This is a genomic window from Paragemmobacter kunshanensis, assembly GCF_011059185.1.
GTDB classification, from domain to species: Bacteria; Pseudomonadota; Alphaproteobacteria; order Rhodobacterales; family Rhodobacteraceae; genus Paragemmobacter; species Paragemmobacter kunshanensis.
In genome coordinates this window covers 60,589-79,331 of record NZ_JAALFE010000006.1, presented here as the reverse complement: position 1 = coordinate 79,331, position 18,743 = coordinate 60,589, and the positions used below count along the sequence as shown (strand labels likewise).

The 18,743-nt window shown below is 64.6% G+C and carries 18 protein-coding genes and 1 tRNA gene; 11 read left to right on the top strand and 8 right to left on the bottom strand.

Annotated elements, in window-relative coordinates; genetic code table 11:
• Positions 1–135 precede the first annotated feature (135 nt).
• Positions 136–3,816, top strand: coding sequence for a vitamin B12-dependent ribonucleotide reductase (locus G5V65_RS08145; RefSeq protein ID WP_165048792.1), 3,681 nt, complete (start codon positions 136–138; stop codon positions 3,814–3,816).
• A gap of 80 nt (positions 3,817–3,896) precedes the next feature.
• On the opposite strand, the gene G5V65_RS08140 is transcribed toward G5V65_RS08145, so the two are convergent.
• The 3 genes from G5V65_RS08140 to G5V65_RS08130 all read right to left on the bottom strand — a co-directional run bounded on the left by G5V65_RS08140 (position 3,897) and on the right by G5V65_RS08130 (position 5,158).
• Positions 3,897–4,151, bottom strand: coding sequence for a GlsB/YeaQ/YmgE family stress response membrane protein (locus G5V65_RS08140; protein WP_165048790.1), 255 nt, complete (start codon positions 4,149–4,151; stop codon positions 3,897–3,899).
• A gap of 249 nt (positions 4,152–4,400) precedes the next feature.
• The gene (locus tag G5V65_RS08135; RefSeq protein WP_165048788.1) at positions 4,401–4,880 is read right to left on the bottom strand and encodes an Imm26 family immunity protein; all 480 of its coding nucleotides are present in this window, start codon (positions 4,878–4,880) and stop codon (positions 4,401–4,403) included.
• Positions 4,881–5,083: 203 nt separating this feature from the next.
• A tRNA-Gln gene (locus G5V65_RS08130) sits at positions 5,084–5,158 on the bottom strand.
• Between the two features lie 102 nt (positions 5,159–5,260).
• Between G5V65_RS08130 and G5V65_RS08125 the strand changes: the two genes are divergently transcribed.
• Complete coding sequence (locus G5V65_RS08125) at positions 5,261–6,439, top strand: BaiN/RdsA family NAD(P)/FAD-dependent oxidoreductase (protein WP_165048786.1); 1,179 nt, start codon at positions 5,261–5,263, stop codon at positions 6,437–6,439.
• Between the two features lie 125 nt (positions 6,440–6,564).
• Here G5V65_RS08125 and kdsA read toward each other — a convergent pair whose 3' ends face one another.
• The 4 genes from kdsA to G5V65_RS08105 form a co-directional block, all read right to left on the bottom strand.
• Complete coding sequence (gene kdsA, locus G5V65_RS08120) at positions 6,565–7,395, bottom strand: 3-deoxy-8-phosphooctulonate synthase (protein WP_165048784.1); 831 nt, start codon at positions 7,393–7,395, stop codon at positions 6,565–6,567.
• A gap of 7 nt (positions 7,396–7,402) precedes the next feature.
• Positions 7,403–9,136 carry a capsule biosynthesis protein gene (locus G5V65_RS08115; protein WP_206526721.1) on the bottom strand — a complete coding sequence of 578 codons (1,734 nt, stop codon included), beginning with the start codon at positions 9,134–9,136 and terminating at the stop codon, positions 7,403–7,405.
• Positions 9,120–9,779, bottom strand: a complete 660-nt coding sequence (locus G5V65_RS08110; RefSeq protein WP_165048781.1) for an ABC transporter ATP-binding protein — start codon at positions 9,777–9,779, stop codon at positions 9,120–9,122. The genes G5V65_RS08115 and G5V65_RS08110 overlap by 17 nt, the downstream gene beginning before the upstream one ends.
• A gap of 237 nt (positions 9,780–10,016) precedes the next feature.
• Complete coding sequence (locus G5V65_RS08105) at positions 10,017–11,390, bottom strand: Na+/H+ antiporter NhaA (RefSeq protein WP_165048779.1); 1,374 nt, start codon at positions 11,388–11,390, stop codon at positions 10,017–10,019.
• Here G5V65_RS08105 and G5V65_RS08100 point away from each other — a divergent pair.
• The 5 genes from G5V65_RS08100 (at position 11,389) to G5V65_RS08080 (ending at position 14,598) form a co-directional block, all read left to right on the top strand.
• Positions 11,389–12,057, top strand: a complete 669-nt coding sequence (locus tag G5V65_RS08100; RefSeq protein ID WP_165048777.1) for a uracil-DNA glycosylase family protein — start codon at positions 11,389–11,391, stop codon at positions 12,055–12,057. The genes G5V65_RS08105 and G5V65_RS08100 overlap by 2 nt on opposite strands.
• Complete coding sequence (locus G5V65_RS08095) at positions 12,054–12,839, top strand: SseB family protein (RefSeq protein WP_165048775.1); 786 nt, start codon at positions 12,054–12,056, stop codon at positions 12,837–12,839. Before G5V65_RS08100 ends, G5V65_RS08095 begins: the two co-directional genes overlap by 4 nt.
• A gap of 181 nt (positions 12,840–13,020) precedes the next feature.
• A complete protein-coding gene (gene rplM / locus G5V65_RS08090) occupies positions 13,021–13,485 on the top strand; it encodes a 50S ribosomal protein L13 (RefSeq protein WP_165048772.1) in 465 nt (154 codons plus the stop codon).
• Between the two features lie 2 nt (positions 13,486–13,487).
• Complete coding sequence (gene rpsI / locus G5V65_RS08085) at positions 13,488–13,979, top strand: 30S ribosomal protein S9 (protein WP_165048770.1); 492 nt, start codon at positions 13,488–13,490, stop codon at positions 13,977–13,979.
• Positions 13,980–14,364: 385 nt separating this feature from the next.
• Positions 14,365–14,598, top strand: a complete 234-nt coding sequence (locus G5V65_RS08080; RefSeq protein ID WP_165048768.1) for a hypothetical protein — start codon at positions 14,365–14,367, stop codon at positions 14,596–14,598.
• Positions 14,599–14,747: 149 nt separating this feature from the next.
• On the opposite strand, the gene G5V65_RS08075 is transcribed toward G5V65_RS08080, so the two are convergent.
• Complete coding sequence (locus G5V65_RS08075; RefSeq protein ID WP_165048765.1) at positions 14,748–14,960, bottom strand: DUF1127 domain-containing protein; 213 nt, start codon at positions 14,958–14,960, stop codon at positions 14,748–14,750.
• An 88-nt stretch (positions 14,961–15,048) separates the two neighbouring features.
• Here G5V65_RS08075 and G5V65_RS08070 point away from each other — a divergent pair, with 88 nt between their 5' ends.
• From G5V65_RS08070 to G5V65_RS08055, 4 genes are all read left to right on the top strand, one after another.
• The gene (locus G5V65_RS08070) at positions 15,049–16,455 is read left to right on the top strand and encodes an aminotransferase class I/II-fold pyridoxal phosphate-dependent enzyme (protein WP_165048763.1); all 1,407 of its coding nucleotides are present in this window, start codon (positions 15,049–15,051) and stop codon (positions 16,453–16,455) included.
• Between the two features lie 194 nt (positions 16,456–16,649).
• On the top strand, positions 16,650–16,907 hold the full coding sequence (locus tag G5V65_RS08065) for a hypothetical protein (protein ID WP_165048761.1): 258 nt from the start codon (positions 16,650–16,652) through the stop codon (positions 16,905–16,907).
• 158 nt (positions 16,908–17,065) lie between these two features.
• Positions 17,066–17,938, top strand: coding sequence for an ABC transporter permease (locus tag G5V65_RS08060; RefSeq protein WP_165048759.1), 873 nt, complete (start codon positions 17,066–17,068; stop codon positions 17,936–17,938).
• Positions 17,935–18,741 (top strand): ABC transporter permease, encoded by an 807-nt coding sequence (locus G5V65_RS08055; RefSeq protein ID WP_165048757.1) that lies wholly within the window; start codon positions 17,935–17,937, stop codon positions 18,739–18,741. The genes G5V65_RS08060 and G5V65_RS08055 overlap by 4 nt, the downstream gene beginning before the upstream one ends.
• The last annotated feature ends 2 nt before the right edge of the window (positions 18,742–18,743 follow it).

The following is an 18,743-nucleotide window of genomic DNA, read 5'->3' as shown; positions in this document are numbered from 1 at the left end:
ACTCGGCAGAAGGGGCGGCCTTGGCGCTGCCTTGATCCTTTGTCCACGGGGCAGGGGGTGGCGAAGCCTTGTCTTGCGGCAGGTAGAAACATCGGACGGGGCGCAGGCCCTGCCATAACTGGAGACGGGGCAGCGATGAAGATCGAGCGCAAGTTTACCACCGAGACGACCGGCGCCTATGGGGCCATGTCCTTTGCGACGACGACTTCGGAAATCCGCAATCCCGATGGCAAGGTCGTCTTCCGCAACGATGCGGTGGAAGTCCCCGAAGGCTGGAGCCAGGTCGCCTCGGATGTCATCGCGCAGAAGTATTTCCGCAAGGCCGGCGTGCCCGCGCGGCTCAAGCGCGTGAAGGAAAAGGGCGTTCCCGAATTCCTGTGGCGCTCTGTCCCCGATGAGGCCGCACTTGCCGAACTTCCGCAGGCCGAACGCTTCACCGGCGAAACCTCGGCCAAGCAGGTGTTTGACCGTCTGGCAGGCGCCTGGGCCTATTGGGGCTGGAAGGGTGGCTATTTCACCGCCGAATCCGACGCCCGCGCCTATTACGACGAGATGCGCTTCATGCTCGCGCGCCAGATGGCCGCGCCGAACTCCCCCCAGTGGTTCAATACCGGCCTGCACTGGGCCTATGGCATCGACGGCCCGTCGCAGGGCCATTTCTACGTCGATTTCCAGACGGGCAAGCTGACGAAGTCCGACTCGGCCTATGAACACCCGCAGCCCCATGCCTGCTTCATCCAGTCCGTCAGCGACGATCTGGTGAACGAAGGCGGGATCATGGACCTCTGGGTCCGTGAGGCGCGGCTGTTCAAATACGGCTCGGGCACCGGCACCAACTTCTCTTCCCTCCGCGGCGAGGGCGAGAAACTGTCGGGCGGCGGCAAATCCTCGGGCCTGATGGGCTTTCTGAAGATCGGCGACCGCGCGGCGGGCGCCATCAAGTCGGGCGGCACCACGCGCCGCGCGGCCAAGATGGTGATCTGCGACATGGATCACCCCGATATCGAGCAATTCGTGAACTGGAAGGTGATCGAAGAGCAGAAGGTCGCCTCTCTCGTCGCCGGCTCCAAGGCGCATGAGCAGAAGCTGAACGAGATCTTCGCCGCGATCCGGGAATGGGACGGATCGTCCGAAGATGCGGTCGACCCGTCGAAGAACCCCTCGCTGAAGGCGGCGATCCGGTCTGCCAAGAAGGCGATGATCCCCGACACCTATACGAACCGCATCCTGCAATATGCGCGTCAGGGTTTCACCTCGATCGAATTCCCGACCTATGACACCGACTGGGATTCCGAGGCCTACATCACCGTCTCCGGCCAGAACTCCAACAACTCCGTCCGCGTGACGGATGCCTTCCTGAACGCGGTCAAGAACGACGAGGATTGGGCGCTGATCCGCCGCACCGATGGCAAGGTCGCCAAGACGATCAAGGCGCGCGATCTGTGGGATCAGGTGGGCCACGCCGCCTGGGCCTGCGCCGACCCAGGGATCCAGTTCCATGATACCGTGAACGCCTGGCACACCTGCCCCGAAGACGGCCCGATCCGCGGATCGAACCCCTGCTCGGAATACATGTTCCTGGATGATACGGCCTGCAACCTGGCCTCGATGAACCTGCTGACCTTCTACAAGGACGGCAAGTTCGACGCCGCCGCCTATATGCATGCGACGCGGCTCTGGACCGTGACGCTGGAAATCTCGGTCACCATGGCGCAGTTCCCCTCGAAGGAGATCGCGCAGCTTTCCTATGATTTCCGCACGCTTGGCCTTGGCTATGCCAATATCGGCGGCCTGCTGATGAACATGGGCCTTGGCTATGACAGCAAGGAAGGCCGCGCGCTGTGCGGGGCGCTGACCGCGCTGATGACGGGCGTGACCTACGCCACCTCGGCCGAGATGGCCAAGGAGCTTGGCCCCTTCCCGGGCCATGCCCGCAACGCCGCGCATATGCTGCGCGTGATCCGCAACCACCGCCGCGCCGCCTATGGCGAAACCGCGGGATATGAGGCGCTGAACGTCAACCCCGTCGCGCTGGATCAGGTGAACTGCCCCGATCAAAACCTTGTCGCGCTTGCGAAATCCGCCTGGGATGAGGCGCTTTCGATGGGCGAGGCGCATGGCTATCGCAACGCCCAGACCACGGTGATCGCACCCACCGGCACCATCGGCCTTGTGATGGATTGCGACACGACCGGGATCGAGCCCGACTTCGCGCTGGTGAAGTTCAAGAAGCTGGCCGGGGGCGGCTATTTCAAGATCATCAACCAGTCGGTGCCTGCCGCGCTTGAGACGCTGGGCTATGCCTCGTCGCAGATCGCTGAGATCGTCGCCTATGCCGTGGGTCACGGCAGCCTGGGCAACTGCCCCGGCATCAACCATACCGCGCTGATCGGGCATGGCTTCGGCCCGCGCGAGCTGGAAAAGATCGACGCGGCCCTGCCTTCGGCCTTTGACATCCGCTTCGTCTTCAACCAGTGGACGCTGGGCGAGGAATTCTGCAAGGGCACCCTGGGCATCCCGGCCGAGAAACTGGCCGATCCCACCTTCGATCTGCTGCGCCACCTTGGCTTTACCAAGGCCCAGATCGACGCCGCCAACGATCACGTCTGCGGAACGATGACACTGGAAGGCGCGCCCTTCCTGAAGCCGGAACATTACGTGGTCTTCGACTGCGCCAATCCCTGCGGCAAGAAGGGCACGCGCTACCTGTCGGTCGACAGCCACATCCACATGATGGCGGCGGCGCAGTCCTTCATCTCGGGCGCGATTTCCAAGACGATCAACATGCCCAACTCGGCCAGCATCGCCGAAACGCTGGCGGCCTATGAACTGTCGCACTCGCTGGGCATCAAGGCCAACGCGCTCTATCGCGATGGGTCGAAGCTGTCGCAACCGCTCGCCTCGGCGCTGGTCGAGGATGACGAAGAGGCCGAAGAGATCCTCGCCACCGGGTCCGCGCAGGAAAAGGCCGCCGTTCTGGCCGAGAAGATCGTCGAAAAGATCGTGGTGAAGGAAATCATCCGCACCAACCGCGAAAAGCTGCCCGAACGTCGCAAGGGCTATACCCAGAAGGCCATCGTGGGCGGCCACAAGGTCTATCTGCGGACCGGCGAATATGGCGACGGGCGCCTGGGCGAAATCTTCATCGACATGCACAAGGAAGGTGCCGGCTTCCGCGCGATGATGAACAACTTCGCCATCGCCGTCTCTGTCGGCCTGCAATATGGCGTGCCGCTGGAGGAATTCGTGGAGGCCTTCACCTTCACCCGCTTTGAACCGGCGGGCATGGTGCAGGGCAATGACTCGATCAAGAACGCGACCTCGATCCTTGACTATATCTTCCGCGAACTGGCGATTTCGTATCTCGACCGCACCGACCTCGCACATGTCAAACCGCAAGGCGCCGCCTTCGACGATCTCGGCCGCGGCGATGACGAGGGCAAGCGCAACTTCGGCGAAGTGAGCGAGTCGGCTGCGTCGAAGTCGGTGGAACTGCTGCGCTCCATCTCCTCGACCGGCTATCTGCGCAAGCGGCTGCCGCAAGAGCTTGTGGTGTTCCAGGGCGGGATGGGGGCGACAGCGCTCTCCACCGGCACGGATCCGGTGGCCGCGCTGAACACGCTGATCCCCGAAACCATGGGCGGTGGCGCAACCACGGCGCTTGCCTCGGGCACGGTCAGCATGGATGCGCGCACCAAGGCCAAGATGCAGGGCTATGAGGGCGATCCCTGCGGGGAATGCGGCAACTACACGCTGGTGCGCAACGGCACCTGCATGAAGTGCAACACCTGCGGCGGCACGAGCGGGTGCAGCTGATCCCGGCGCTGTCGCCAGACAGGAAAGGCCCGCCACAGGCGGGCCTTTTTCCATTCCGGGCCAGAGCCGAGCGTGGCGCTTCAGGCCCGCTTGATAAGCCGGATGACGATCAGCAGGATCACCGCGCCGATGGTGGAATGGAGGATGGCCGAAGGCACGCCGCCCCCAAAGCCGAATCCCAGACGGGGCAGCAGGAAGCTGGCGATCAGGGCGCCAAGGATGCCCACCGCCATATTCCCCAGCAGCCCGAAGCCAGAGCCGGAAACCAGCTTTCCCGCAATCCAGCCGGCCACCGCGCCGACCAACAGCATGACAAACAGACTTTCGATCCCCATGGTCGCACCCGGCAAGCCGCGGCCCACACGCCGCAAGAATTGCCTAGCACCGCTGGCGCCATAGGACAACGCTGAGCCGAGCGGGGATTGAAATGTCATGGGAACAAGGTTTTGGCTGGGGCGCTAGGACTCGATGACCTATGGAGGCCGCCAAGGGGTCTCTGCGGTAGCGGATGGCGGGTGGGGCATCCCGTGTGGCAAATGAAACGGCAAGTAGGGCTATAGGCAGTCTCGATAAACAAAGGAGCACTATAATGGCTGTCCCAAGGTGTACCTTCCGGTGACCATCCGCTCGACAATGCTTTGCGGCGGCAAGACACTTCCGATCTCTGCCTTTTCATACGTGGGGCTCAAAGTTCCAATCTCCTGAAAAGGCTCGTTAATCCGCCATACATACCAACGCCGCGAAACCTTTACGTCCGGGTTTCCATCGTCCCAGCAGCCACGAAAGAGCACTTCAATTCTGTCGGGTACTGGGGCGTTGCCTACGTTCTTCCAGAATCCGTGCATTACGCAGACCTTGAGAAAGACATGCGCGTAGAATGCAACCTCCAGTGACACTACCTCGGCAATGTCTAGAGGACCGGCTAGGTCGTATACTCCCCGGAACACCCTGATCACATAGCTATCGAGCATTGACGCGTCATCGGCGACGTATTGGACATACCCAGCCGTCCCGTTCGGAAGGGGCACTGCGAAAACATCCCCTATTTTCAGTCGTTTGGGCATAACAATCCCCTAGCCAGAAGCACGTCGCAGCAATTGAATTCTGGCTCGGATGCACTCGAATCTCAATCTATTCCGTCAAGGGAGCCGACTGAGCTAGTTGCCATATGTGACGAACAAGTTGGAGCAACCTGTGGGGCACCCGGAGCAGTGCGCTATCACCAATGTCGGTAGAAACCATGGACGCCACGAGCATCGCGGGTGGCTGGCTGGGGCGCTAGGATTCGAACCTAGGTATGGCGGTACCAAAAACCGCTGCCTTACCACTTGGCGACGCCCCAACCGTGCCGGGGTGTTTAGCGAAGGCTTCGGGGGGGTGCAAGAGGGATGCGCAGGAATTTCTGCATGATTGTGCCGCTGCTTCCAAGCGGTTAGGGAGAGCCATGCAAAAGACCGATGTCATCGTCCTTGGGGCCGGCGCGGCCGGTATGTTCGCCGCGATCGAGGCCGGTCGTCGGGGCCGAAAGGTGCTGGTCATCGACCACGCCAAGGCGGCGGGCGAGAAGATCCGCATCTCGGGCGGGGGGCGGTGCAACTTTACCAACATACACACGGCGGCGGACCGTTTTCTCGGGCGAAATCCGCGCTTTGCGCTGTCGGCGCTGCGGCGCTACACGGCCCAGGATTTCATCGCCCGGGTCGATGCGGCGGGGATTGCCTGGCATGAAAAGGCGCTGGGTCAGTTGTTCTGCGACGGGTTGGCCACGCAGATCGTGGCCATGCTGCTGCGCGACATGGCCGAGGCCGGGGTGACGCTCTGGCTGGACACCAGCCTTGGCGCTTTGCGCCGGGTGGCCGGGGGATTCGAGGTCGAGACAGGCCGCGGACTGGTGCGGGCGGAGGCGGTGATCGTGGCCACGGGGGGGAAGTCCATCCCCAAGATGGGCGCCACGGGATATGGCTACAAGGTCGCGGAATCCTTTGATATTCCGGTGACGGAGACGCGACCCGCGCTGGTGCCCCTGACCTTTGCCGAACAGGAACTGGATTGGATGAAGCCGCTGGCGGGGGTGTCGCTGGCGGGGCGGGTGAGCCTGGGGCGGGTGGGGTTCGACGAGGCGGTGCTGTTCACGCATCGGGGATTATCGGGGCCCGCGATCCTGCAGATATCAAGCTATTGGCGGGAAGGTGAGGCGATCACACTGGATCTGGTGCCCGGGCGGGATGTGGCGGGGTTCCTGCTGGCCGAGAAGCAGGCCGCAGGCCGCGCGGCGCTGCGCACGGCGCTGGGAAAGCTTCTGCCCGAGAAGCTGGCGCGCCTGCTGGAACAGCGGGCCGGGGTGGATGGACCCCTGGCCGAGATGTCGCGCCAGAAGATCGACAGCATCGCTGCCGGGATCGGGGCATGGCAACTTCGTCCTGTCGGATCAGAGGGTTACCGGACAGCCGAGGTGACGCTGGGCGGCGTGGATACCGATGCGCTGGATGGCCGCACGATGCAGGCCCGCGCGGTGCCCGGCCTTTATTTCGTGGGCGAGGTGGTGGATGTCACCGGCTGGCTGGGCGGCTACAATTTCCAATGGGCCTGGTCTTCGGGCTGGGCAGCGGGGCAGGTGGCCTGAGCGGAAATCCCGCCAGAGGGCGTGCAGCGGCCGGTGCAGATGCGCGGTGCAGCAGGGCGTATGCACGAAGGTGCATCCGGGCGACGGGAATCGTAGGGCGGGGTTAACCCCGCCCTACCGGGCGATCAGATGCGGATCGGGTCGGCCTTGGCGAGACGGTCGAACTGCATCAGGCTTTCCACCAGCGCGGGCATGGCGGCCAGCGGGATCATGTTCGGCCCGTCGGAGGGCGCTGTATCCGGTGCCTCATGCGTTTCGATGAAGACGCCCGCAATGCCCAGCGACACGGCGCAGCGCGCCATCACCGGGGCGAATTCGCGCTGCCCGCCCGAGGATCCGCCCTGGCCGCCCGGTTGCTGCACGGAATGGGTGGCATCCATGATGACGGGCCAGCCCGTCCTGGCCATGCGGGGCAGGCCGCGCATGTCGGCCACCAGCGTGTTGTAGCCAAAGCTGGTGCCACGTTCCGTCAGCAGGATGCGCTGATTGCCGGTCGAGGCGACCTTTTCGGCCACATTGTCCATGTCCCAGGGCGCCAGGAACTGGCCCTTCTTGATGTTCACCACCGCGCCCGTCTCCCCCGCCGCCAGCAGAAGATCCGTCTGCCGGCAGAGGAAGGCGGGGATCTGGATCACATCCACCACTGCCGCCGCCATCCGCGCCTGTTCGGCATCGTGGATATCCGTCAGGACAGGCATGCCCATGGCGCGCACGGCTTCCAGCACCTTGAGCCCCGCCTCGATCCCCAGTCCGCGACGGCCCTTGAGAGAGGTGCGGTTGGCCTTGTCATAGCTGGCCTTGAACACATATTGCGCGCCCGCCCTGGCGCAGGCCTCGGCCATGGTGCCCGCGATCATCTGGGCGTGATCCAGGCTTTCCAGCTGGCAGGGACCGGCGATCACCAGAAGCGGGCTGTCATTGCTGACCGACAGCCCGCCGATTTCAACTTGCTTCATCTTGTCCTCAGGCCGTGACCTGTTCGCGCAGGATTGCGGCAGTCATCGACAGGACGAGGTATATACCGGCAAAGATCAGCATCGCCACCATCGTATTCTCGAATGCGCGGGGATAGGTCGCCTCGTCCGGTGCGACGGGCGCCACGGAGAGCGAGATGTAGCGCGCCTGACGGTTCGCCTCGATCCGGGCGGTTTCCATCGCCTGCAGCGATTGCGCCAGCATCATCTGCCGGGTTTCGGCATCGGCCTCGGCCACGGCAAGCTCGGATTGCACGCGGGCCAGCGACTGGCCGGAACTGTCTTCCTCCACCAGCTTGGCGCGCAGGATGGCGATTTCGTTTTCCAGCGTGGCGATGCGCCGCTTCAACGGCTCCATCCTTGCGGGGTTTGGCGTGGCGTTCGATTCCATCTGCGCCAGCGACAGCTTGTCGGCGGTCAACTGCCCTTCAAGCTGGCCGATCTGGCCGGTGATCAGGCCAACCTCCACCTCGGAGGACAGCACCTTGTAGGTTTCCTGCAGCGTCACCGCGCGCTGGCGCGCGTCCAGCAGGGCTGCCTCGGCCTCGGTATAGCTTTCGCGGGCGCCCTTCATCGCGTCTTCGCGCAGGCGCTGGGTCAGTTGATCGACCTGTTCCTCGGCATAGCCGATCAGCGCTTCGGAGAAGCGGACGGAAACCTGCGGATCGGGGGCGATCACCTCCATCCGGATGATGCCCTCGGTCGGGTCATAGGAGACGCGGACATTGCGCTGATAGATCTTGTAGGCGGCTTCATTCGTCGCCGCCGGATCGAGCCGCTGGATCGGGTCGATCCCCGGGGCGGAGAAGACATCGCGAAAGCCGATGTCGCGATCCAGCCGCAGCATCGCATCGCGCGATTGCAGATAGCCCTGCACGGTGATCGAATCCTGCATGTTGGCCATCGGCGTATTCGACAGGCCCCCGAGCGAGGAACTGGAGGTCTGCTGCGGCATGGCCTGCTGGATGACGAATTCGGTCTTCGTGGCATAGAGCGGGGTGGCGATGCGGTAATAGTAGAAGCCCGCCAGAAGCGTGGGCAGCATGACGAAGAAGACCAGCCGCGCCATCATCAGCATCGAACGCCGCCGCCGCCGCCGCGCCAGATCGCGCTGCATCTGCAGGATCTCGGCCGCGGGGTTCATCTCTTCGCCCGGGGCGGGCATCTTGACCGGCTTGATCGTCTGGGGAAGGCGCGCGCCAGCGGGCACCGGCATCATGTTGCCCGGCCCGGCCTGGGCGGGGCCTGTGGCGGCAACCTCGTCTTCGGCCACGATCTCGACCACGGGGTTGGGGCGGAAGGGATCCAGCCCGGCCTGGCGCAGAAGGCGGACGGCATCGAAATCAGATGTGGCGGGCAGGCCGTATTTCTGCGCCATGCGCCGGGCGAGGCGCAGTTGCCGCCCCGTCAGCCCTTCGCGGCGGATGGAATCGATATCCGTCGCCTGATCCTTGGCGACGGGCGAGCCCGCCTCCTCTGCCGTGGCGGCGACGGCGCTGGCCCCGGCGGTGGGGAAGGGCTGGCTGCCGAAGCCGTCCTCGGTCTGGGCGAAAAGCGCCTCATCCGACGTGCGGGCCGGGCCGGATGGTGCGGCGGCAGGGGCAGGGGCGATGGTCTGCGGCGCGTTGCGCAGGGCCGGGCGCGACGGCACGGCCTGGGGGGCCGCAGGCTCCGGCATCGGTTCGGGACGGCGCGTGTTGTACCGCTTAACCTTGAGTTTCATAGTTATACAGCCGTTTCGCTTCTTCGAGGGTGTCGAACATGTGCAGCCGCCCGTTCTTCAGGACGGCAGCGGAACGACAGAATTTTTCAAGGGTCGAGGCCTGGTGCGACACCACGACCACTGTGGCATCGCGCAGGCGCTGACGCAGGATCGTGCCCGCCTTGCGGTTGAATTCGGCATCCGTGGTGCCGGGCATGCCTTCGTCGATCAGGTAGATGTCGAATTCCAGCGCCAGGAGCAGCGCAAAGGAGAACCGCCCCCGCATCCCCGAGGAATAGGTGCCGACCGGCATGTCGAAATATTCGCCGATGCCGCAAAGCCAGCGGCAGAAGCTTTCCACGTAATCGGGATCGAGCCCGTAGAGCCGCGCGATGTAGCGCGAATTCTCGGTCGCGCTGTGGCGGTTCACGACGCCACCCATGAAGCCCAGCGGGAAGGAAATCCGCGATGTGCGCTTGATGGAGCCTTCGTCGGGCTGTTCGAGGCCCGCCATCATGTTGATGATCGTGGTCTTGCCGGTGCCGTTCGGGGCGAGGATGCCCAGCGAATTGCCCACTTCCACGCGGAACGTGGCCTGATCGAGGATCACCTTGCGCGTCTTGCCCGTCCAGAAGGACTTTGAGACGTTCTCGAACTCGATCATACCTGCCCTTTCCGCAAGGCGGCCCTTGATCGCCACCCGGTAACACGCACCCCCGGTTTATCGCCCGGTTTCGTCCACAACCGCAAGCGCGGCGCCTGCCTGTTGCTGCATTTCTGCCTCGCCACCCGGCTAGCCCCGCATTCTGGCGATATTATGTCGGAATTCACCGATGTCTGACAATGGCGCAAGAAAGCCTCTCACTGTTTCCTTGCAGATACGTGAAACCCGCCGCCGGTTTTAGCGGGCGAGCAAGCGTTTCAGCAGAAGTGCGGCGGGCCAGGCAAGAAGCGACAGCGCAAGGCCAAGGCGCGCGGCCTCGGCCATGGCGCCGCCGGGCAGGGCGCCGTCGATGGCGAGGACCGGGGCCGTGAAGCCGATGCCCGAGATCACCGCCACAAGCACCAGATCGCGGATGCGGATCCCGGCGGGCATCGGCACGCGGAAAAGCCGCGCCGCGGCCAGCGCGCCCAGCACCAGCCCCGCAGGCTTTCCCAGCCAGAGCGCGGCCAGCACGGTCAGCGTCGTCGGGGCAAACGCCCCCAGATCGACGCCGCCCTGCACCATCCCGAAGAGGAAAAGGACGACCGACAGCGGCTTGACCAGAAGATGCGCCATCCGGTTCAGCGGATCATGCAGGTATTCCTCGGCCTCGGCGAACAGGCCGAAGGCGCGGTCGGCATGGGGAATGGCGGGGATGATCGGCAGAAGGCCAAGCGCGCCGGGCAGGCCCGCGGCCACCATCCCGAACCAGGACAGCGCCCCCGCCACCATATAGGGCCAGATCGCCATGCCGCGCCGCCGTTCCCTTTCGCTGGCCGTCGGCGCGACGGCCCGTCCGAACAGGCGGTTCACCCCGATCGCCGCCGCCAGCGGCAACAGAAGCCAGAGGGGCTGCAGATCGGCGGGCGGAAAGGCGAGGCCAAGCGTCAGCAGCCCCAAGATATTCGTCGCGATGCTGATCAGCAAAAGCAGATGCAGCGCCGGATGCCCCGCGCCAAAGACCATGCGCCCCGCGACATAGCCCAGCACGATCTCGGATCCGATGGGCAAGGGCCAGCCCGCCCACCAGGAGACCCATTCCTCGGCATTGAAGAGCGCGGCATGGCCAAGCCAGACAAGCACCGCCCCAAGGCAGCCGCCCAGCACCGCCCCGGCGGGAAGAAGCGCGCGCCGCCCAGACAGCGCCCCGCGTTTCAGGACCAGCGCCTCCCACAGCTCCTTGCCCACGAAGAACATGAAGAAGGCCATCAGCAGATCCGACACCACGGTGATCGGCGTGATCACCAGCGTCTCGCCCGCGATCCAGACGGGTTTGTGCAGGTCGAGCAGCCGGTATTCCATCGCATCGTAATAGCTGCCGGGCGACAGGTTGACCCAGGCCGTCGCCAATCCCGCGCCGCCCAGAAGGGCCCAGGCAAAGCGGCGAACGAAGGGAGAGACGCGATACATCGGCGCATAGCCCCTGGCGTGACTGTCTGCAGGCGGCCTAAGCGCGCGCCCCGTACTCTGCAAGGGGAATCGCGCCGGGGTGGCGGCGGGTGTTGCCTGCACGCCATGAACCGCCCATCCTGCGCCCCTGTCGATCCGGAATACCCCAAGAAGCCTTGCCATGTCCCGCATCCCTCTCCCTACGCCCCCGAAAGCTTCCCCGCCTGCGTCCCCGCCTGCGCCCCTGCCGGAGTCTGCCGCCGACCTGATCGGGTCGATCCGCGCTTGCAGGATCTGTGCCGATCGCTTCGCGGCCACCGCGACCCGCCATGATCCCCGCCCCGTCGCCTGGTTCGCCCCCGGCGCGCGCCTGCTGATCGCGGGACAGGCGCCGGGGACGCGGGTGCATGCCTCGGGCCGGCCCTTCACCGATCCCTCGGGCGACCGGCTGCGCGACTGGACGGGATTGAGCGAGCCGGACTTCTATGATCGCGGCCGGGTGGCCATCGTCCCGATGGCCTTCTGCTTTCCGGGCCAGGACGGCAAGGGAAGCGACCTGCCGCCCCCCACCATCTGCGCGCGGCAATGGAGGGGCAGGGTGATGCAGGCCCTGCCGGAGATCCGGCTGATCCTGGCCATCGGCGGGGCCGCGCAGCGCTGGCATCTTGGCCCCGGGGCTGTCAGCCCGAGGGTGGCGGATTGGCGCAGCCATGCCGCGCGGGGCATCTGGCCCTTGCCCCATCCGTCCTGGCGCAATACCGGATGGCTGCGCCGCAATCCCTGGTTCGGCTCCGAGCTGCTGCCCGAACTGCGCCGCGCGATCCGCACCGTGATGGAGACAGACCGATGACACCGCTGGATGCCGCCCATGCCGCGATGGAACGTGATGGCGCGGATGAGACCGACCGGCTGCGATTCTTCGAATGCCTGGCCGATGGGGAATTCTTCCTGCTGCTGGAAGAGGAAGCGCAGGGCACCGATCTGAAGCCCCGGGTCTTTCCGCTGGAAAGCGGCCCTGTCGTGCTGATCTTCGATCTGGAAGAGCGGATGGCCGAGTTTTCGGGCGGGATCGCCCCCTATGCCGCCCTGCCGGGGCGGGTGATCGCCCAGCAACTGGCGGGGCAGGGGATCGGGCTGGGGGTCAATCTGGGATCGGCCCCGTCGCAGATGATCCTGCCGCCCGAGGCGATGGATTGGCTGGCGGGCATGCTGGAGGACGGCCCCGAAGAGATCGAGGCGGTGCCCGAGCGCTTTCATCCGCCGGTGGCCCTGATCGGGCCGGTGGAAGAAAGGCTGCGGCGCAAGCTGGGCATGGCGGCGGGGCTGGCCACGGCGGCCTTGCTGGCAGGCGTCACCTATCGCGATGGCCGCCATGGCCATATGCTGGTGTTCCTCGACCCGGCCTCGGGGGCCGAGGCTGCCCTTGCCCGCGCCGCGCATGAGGCGGTGGCCTTTTCCGGCGTCGATCTTGGCGCGCTGGACGTGGCCTTTCTGGCCAGCCCGGACCCGGCCGCGGGCAGGATCGCCGCCGTTGCCACGCGGATCGACCTGCCGGCCCGCGCGGCGCCCAAGGCCCCGACCGCGCCCTCTGCCCCCGGGATGGACCCGGACCGCCCGCCGAAGCTGCGATAGGGGCCGGTCGCGGGCGAAAATCGCCCCAAGAGATGGGGTATTCGGATACCGTTTTGACAAACCATTGAAATACCTGTATTAAAACTGATCCGTCGCCCTTGACCGCAAGGCGACAAGGCGCGATAAGCCGCCATCCGAGATTCCGGGGGTTCGCCCTCGCTTCAACTTCACAGGGTTCGAGATGAAAACCTTCACGGCTACGCCGGCGGACATCGAGAAGAAGTGGATCCTGATCGATGCCGAAGGCATCGTTCTGGGCCGCCTCGCCACGATCGTCGCCAACATCCTGCGCGGCAAGAACAAGCCGACCTTCACCCCCCATATGGACATGGGTGACAATGTCATCGTGATCAACGCCGACAAGATCCAGATGACCGGCAAGAAGCGCGACGACAAGGTCTATTACTGGCACACCGGCCATCCGGGCGGCATCAAGAGCCGCACCGCGCGCCAGGTGCTGGAAGGCAACCACCCCGAGCGTGTGGTGATCAAGGCCGTCGAGCGGATGATCACCCGCAACCGTCTGGGCCGCCAGCAGATGACCAACCTGCGCGTCTATGCGGGTGCCGCCCATCCGCACGAAGCCCAGCAGCCCACCGTTCTGGACCTGCGCGTCCTGAACCCGAAGAACACGCGGAGCGCCTGATCATGGCCGACATCAAATCCCTCGACGATCTGAAATCGGCCGTCTCCGGTTCGGCCGCTCCCGCCGCTGCGGAAGCTGCTGCCCCGAAGACCCCCGTGCGTGATGCGCTTGGCCGTTCCTATGCGACCGGCAAGCGGAAGGACGCGGTCGCCCGCGTCTGGGTGAAGCCCGGCTCCGGCAAGGTTGTGGTGAACGGCAAGGAAATGGCCGTCTACTTCGCCCGTCCCGTGCTGCAGATGATCCTGAAGCAGCCCTTCCAGATCGCCAATGTGGAAGGCCAGTTCGACGTCTATGCCACCGTGGCAGGCGGCGGTCTTTCCGGCCAGGCGGGCGCGGTGAAGCATGGCATCTCCAAGGCGCTGCAGCTTTACGAACCCTCGCTGCGCCCGGCGCTGAAGGCGGCAGGCTTCCTGACCCGCGACAGCCGCGTGGTGGAACGGAAGAAATACGGCAAGGCAAAGGCCCGCCGGTCCTTCCAGTTCTCCAAGCGCTGATCCGCGTCACATCCTTCGAAAGGCCCGCCCCATGGCGGGCCTTTTGCATTCGGGGCGGCGGGGCGGTTCTGTGCCTTTTTGCACAGGTCACTTGCAAGCCCCCCGTTTCACGGGTTCCATCCAGAGAGATCACCGCTGCGTGAGGGGATTTTCCGGGCCGCAGCCCCGACTTGGCCCTTTCAGGGCGGTTTGGACGGCCAGAAGGGGCCGGAAGGGACCTGCGGAAAAAGTTTCACCTCACAGCGGCCACATCTGCGTGAGGGAGTGCGATTTTCTTGTGATTTTTCAAATGGAAGGGCAGGGGCCATATCCATCTCACCAGGCCACGGACGGCCTGACCCGGAACCGGGTTCAACCAACGACCGACTTCAATAAGGAAAGCATCATGAAAAAGATCCTTGCTGTCACCGCCCTTGTCGCCGCTTCGTCGACCGCTTCCTTCGCCATGAACGTGGATGGCGAGCTGACCACCGCCACCAAGATGGAAGCGCGCCAGCTGGTGCCGAATGCCGATCTGGACAACCTGACCCCGGCCCAGGCCCGCGCCATCGCGAATGCCGTCCACAGCGACGAAAGCGGCGCGGCCGCGCTGATCCGGTCGATCCTGGCAAACGGCTGATCCGGGCGGAAGCCTGCGATTGCAGAGAGGGAAGCGGCGGGCCACGGCCCGCCGTTTCGCATTTCTGCGGGCGGGGGCGGCCAAAAAAGAAGGGCCGGATGGAACCGGCCCAGTCAGGGGATCAATCTCGGGGATCTGTCTTGGGAAGGTCAGTCCTGCCAGAAGTGCCTGCGCAATTCGTCGGCCCGGCAGTCATGGGTCATGCCGATGTCACGCAACAGGTGATCGTCCAGCCGCGCCAGCGCATGACGCCCGCGCAGGCGGGTTTCCCATGCGGCCAGGGTCAGCCCGACGGTGACCAGCAGGCGCGACAGCGGCGGCAGGCTGGCAGGGATCGCGGCGGGCATCGAACGGGCGGCCATCGTCTCATTCCTTTTGTATTGATACAAGAAAGGCGTTACGTTAAGAAGATTGATACAATGAGTTGAAAGCTGGGGCCAGAGGAACATTGTGATCAGCACAATATGGAAGCCAGACCTTTCCGCCTATCCCGGCCCCAAATACCTGGCCCTGTCGCGCGCCCTGCGCGAGGCGATCCGTTCGGGGGAATTGCCGCAATCCGCCCAATTGCCGACCGTGCGCGATCTGGCCTGGGCGCTGGGGGTGACGCCGGGCACCGTGTCGCGCGCCTATGCGCTGGCGACGCAGGAAGGTCTTCTGGCGGCAACGGTCGGGCGCGGCACATTCGTTGCCGCCCGCGCGCCGCGCCTTGGGCCGACCCAGCCCCTGCTGCTGGAACGCGAACCCGATCAACTGCATGGCCGGATCGACCTGCGCGCCCCGCGCCTGCCCGATGTGGGCCAGGCGGATGCCTTCCGCGCAGCACTTCAGGACATCCTGCCCCGCATCGGCGAGGACTGGATCGACTATCCCACCCAGCGCGGCGAGGTGCCCTTGCGCGCGGCGCTGTGCGATTGGCTGGGCGACCGCGATCTGGGGCCGGTTTCGGCCGATGACATCGCCCTGACGGCGGGGGGGCAGAATGCGATTTCGCTGATCCTGCTCTGCTGTCTGCGCGGGGATCGCCCCGTCGTGCTGACCGAGGAACTGGCCTATCCCGGCTTTCGCCATGCCGCCCGCCTTGCCCGGGCCGAAGTGATCGGCGTGGAAACCGATGATCAGGGCATGATCCCCGAAGCGCTGGAGGCCGCCTGCCGCCGCCATGGCGCGCAGGTGCTGTGCCTGACGACCGAGGCGCAGAACCCCACCACCGCCCGGATGACGCCGGATCGCCGCGCCCGCATCGCCGCCATCGCCCGGCATTTCGACCTGCAGGTGATCGAGGACGACTGCTATACCCTGTCCGAAAGCGAATGGCCCGCCCTGCGCGCGCTTGCGCCGGAACGGGTCTGGCATGTCGGCAGCCTGTCCAAGACGATCTCGGCCGCGCTGCGGTTCGGCTATGTCGTCTGTCCCGCCGGCATGGGGGAAACCGGGCGGCTGACGGCACAGCACGCCTTCTTTGCGCTGCCCAAGGCCGTGAGTGATCTGTGCCTGCATCTGTTCCAGAGCGGCACCGCCGAGGCGATCCGCCGCCGCGTGGGCGAGGATCTGGCCAGCCGGATCCGGATCATGGTCAATCATCTGGGACGCTTCGATCTGTGCTGGCAGCCGGGGCTGCGCTTTGCCTTTCTGAACCTGCCGCAGGGGTGGCGGGCCTCGACCTTTACCCGCATGGCCGAAGCCGAGGGCGTGCTGCTGCGGTCGGCCGATGAATATGCGCTGATCCATGGGCGCGCCCCGCAGGCGGTGCGCATCGCGCTGGCGGGCCATATCCCCGAAGAGCGCTTCACCCAGTCGATGGAGCGTCTGGCCACGCTTCTGTCGCGCCCGCCCTATGACCCGCCCGCTGTCTGACGCGTCCTGAATTGTGGCGTAATCATGGCAATTCGGGGGCGGATTGTCACAATCCGCGGCCAGGAAGGGCCAATCTGTGGCGGCGATGGCGCGGATTCGGGAAATTGTATCGCAATCGTTAACGATTGATTGACGCAACCACGCGCGGCCGGTTTTCCTTTCGGGGCACGAGCAGCAAACATATGGACCCGAAAATGGGACAGCAGGCATTCTTTCACGCGCCGCATGGCGGCGCCGATTTTCTTGGTATTCGCAAGGCCCGCAATGGCGGCATGGAAATCGTCTATGATGACGGTGTGACGCGTCGCATGGTCTGGCGCGTCGAGGGGCAGGCCCCGGAAGGCAAGCTTTCCGATGCGCTGCGCGTCGCCGTGGGCAGCCTGCGGGTTCTGCCGACACTTTATGACGAGTTGAAGAAACGCGCGATCTCGATCGAGCGTGTGGCGGGCTGACCGCATCTTCCCCTGGCGTCGGGTGGCGATGAAACTTCGGGCGATTGCGGAAGATTTCGCCGCCCGGGCCCCTTGTCTGCGCGTCTGTCCCTTGCGTCAGGGATCGGATTGCGTCTAGTTTTGATCAAAGATCAATAAACGTGCCAACAGGGGGCATGATGGCGACCAGCACCGGAAAGGGCGGGGAAACCCGCTCCGAGGCGAGAAGCGGCTTGCTGCTTGTCAGCCCGACCTTGATCTACGCGGTCCTGCTGCTGGCGGCACCGCTGGCCACGGTCCTGTTCTATTCGCTTTCGCTGCGCGATGGCGGTTTCGGGCTGGAGAATTACGCCACCGCCTGGTCGGACCGGATCAACCAGCTTTTGATCATGCGGTCCCTGACCGTGTCCTTCTCGGTCACGCTGGCGACGGTGGTTCTGGCCTATCCGGTGGCCTATTTCGTCAGCTTCTATGTCAAGCCCGAGCGGAAATCGCTCTGGCTGTTCCTGATCACGATTCCCTTCTGGACCAGCTACCTGATCCGGGTGTTCCTGTGGAAGGTGATCCTCGGCTATAACGGGGTGATCAATTCCGGGCTGATTTCGCTGGGCCTGATCGACGAACCGCTGCAGGCGATCAATTACAACGTGCCCGCGCTGGTGATGACGCTGGCCCATGCCTATGCGCCCTTCGCGATCCTGCCGATCTTCGTGTCGCTGGAAAAGATCGACCGGTCCTTCCTTGAGGCGGGCCGCGATCTGGGCGAAAGCCAGATCATGACCTTCATCCGCGTGACGCTGCCCCTGTCGATGCCCGGTGTCATCGCGGCGGTGCTGATCGTCTTCATCCCCACGGTGGGCGATTATGTGACGCCCGATCTGATCGGCGGGGGCAAGCTGCCGATGATCGCCAACCGGATCGAGGGCACGCTTCTGAAACAGAACAACCGCGAGCTTGGCTCTGCCATCGCGGTGACGGCGATGCTGGTCGTGGCCATTGTCAGCGTGGTCTTCCTGTTGCTCAACCGACGCTTCCTCAAAGGTGCGAAATGAAGTCGCCGCTCTTTCGCAGCTATACCATCGCCTATCTGGTCTTTCTCTATGCGCCGATCGTCCTTTTGCCGATCTTTGCCTTCAACGACAGCAAGGTGATCGCCTTCCCGCTGCAGGGATTCACCACCAACTGGTTCAAGGAGATGTGGGCCGATGTGACGCTGTGGAATGCGGTGCGCAATTCCATGACGATCTCGATCTCGGTCGCCGTGATTTCCACCACGCTGGGCCTGTTCGCGGCGCGCGCCAGCACAAGGTTCAAGTTCCCCGCCAAGGCCGGGATCATGGGCCTGATCATGCTGCCCCTCGTGCTGCCGGAAATGATCGTGGCCATGTCCATGCTGGTGGTGCTGCTGGCGGTGGGGATCGAGCTGTCGATCTTCACCATCATCCTGGGCCATGTCCTGATCTGCACGCCCTTTGCCGTGGCGATCCTGTCTTCGGCCTTTCAATCGCTGGACAATTCGCTGGAAGAGGCGGCCTATGACCTGGGCGAGACGCCGCTTTCCACCTTCTGGCTGATCATCCTGCCGCTGGTCATGCCGGGGATCATCTCGTCGCTGCTGATCTGCTTCACCATCAGCCTGGACGAGTTCATCATCGCCTATTTCCTTGGCGGCAACGAAACCGTGCTGTCGGTCTATATCTACGGACAGTTCCGCTTTCCGGCCAAGGTGCCCGCCATCATGGCGCTGGGGACGATCCTTGTCCTTCTGTCCATCACCCTTCTTGCAATCGCTGAATATTTCCGCCGTCGCGGCATCGCCCGGTCGGGCGGCAAGGATACCGGAGGCTTCCTGTGACC

Excerpts from the sequence above, each read along its gene's own strand:
- G5V65_RS08145 (WP_165048792.1), top strand. The coding sequence starts at position 136 with ATGAAGATCGAGCGCAAGTTTACCACCGAGACGACCGGCGCCTATGGG.
- G5V65_RS08140 (WP_165048790.1), bottom strand. The coding sequence starts at position 4,151 with ATGGGGATCGAAAGTCTGTTTGTCATGCTGTTGGTCGGCGCGGTGGCC.
- G5V65_RS08135 (WP_165048788.1), bottom strand. The coding sequence starts at position 4,880 with ATGCCCAAACGACTGAAAATAGGGGATGTTTTCGCAGTGCCCCTTCCG.
- G5V65_RS08125 (WP_165048786.1), top strand. The coding sequence starts at position 5,261 with ATGCAAAAGACCGATGTCATCGTCCTTGGGGCCGGCGCGGCCGGTATG.
- kdsA (WP_165048784.1), bottom strand. The coding sequence starts at position 7,395 with ATGAAGCAAGTTGAAATCGGCGGGCTGTCGGTCAGCAATGACAGCCCG.
- G5V65_RS08115 (WP_206526721.1), bottom strand. The coding sequence starts at position 9,136 with ATGAAACTCAAGGTTAAGCGGTACAACACGCGCCGTCCCGAACCGATG.
- G5V65_RS08110 (WP_165048781.1), bottom strand. The coding sequence starts at position 9,779 with ATGATCGAGTTCGAGAACGTCTCAAAGTCCTTCTGGACGGGCAAGACG.
- G5V65_RS08100 (WP_165048777.1), top strand. The coding sequence starts at position 11,389 with ATGTCCCGCATCCCTCTCCCTACGCCCCCGAAAGCTTCCCCGCCTGCG.
- G5V65_RS08105 (WP_165048779.1), bottom strand. The coding sequence starts at position 11,390 with ATGGCAAGGCTTCTTGGGGTATTCCGGATCGACAGGGGCGCAGGATGG.
- G5V65_RS08095 (WP_165048775.1), top strand. The coding sequence starts at position 12,054 with ATGACACCGCTGGATGCCGCCCATGCCGCGATGGAACGTGATGGCGCG.
- rplM (WP_165048772.1), top strand. The coding sequence starts at position 13,021 with ATGAAAACCTTCACGGCTACGCCGGCGGACATCGAGAAGAAGTGGATC.
- rpsI (WP_165048770.1), top strand. The coding sequence starts at position 13,488 with ATGGCCGACATCAAATCCCTCGACGATCTGAAATCGGCCGTCTCCGGT.
- G5V65_RS08080 (WP_165048768.1), top strand. The coding sequence starts at position 14,365 with ATGAAAAAGATCCTTGCTGTCACCGCCCTTGTCGCCGCTTCGTCGACC.
- G5V65_RS08075 (WP_165048765.1), bottom strand. The coding sequence starts at position 14,960 with ATGGCCGCCCGTTCGATGCCCGCCGCGATCCCTGCCAGCCTGCCGCCG.
- G5V65_RS08065 (WP_165048761.1), top strand. The coding sequence starts at position 16,650 with ATGGGACAGCAGGCATTCTTTCACGCGCCGCATGGCGGCGCCGATTTT.
- G5V65_RS08060 (WP_165048759.1), top strand. The coding sequence starts at position 17,066 with ATGGCGACCAGCACCGGAAAGGGCGGGGAAACCCGCTCCGAGGCGAGA.
- G5V65_RS08055 (WP_165048757.1), top strand. The coding sequence starts at position 17,935 with ATGAAGTCGCCGCTCTTTCGCAGCTATACCATCGCCTATCTGGTCTTT.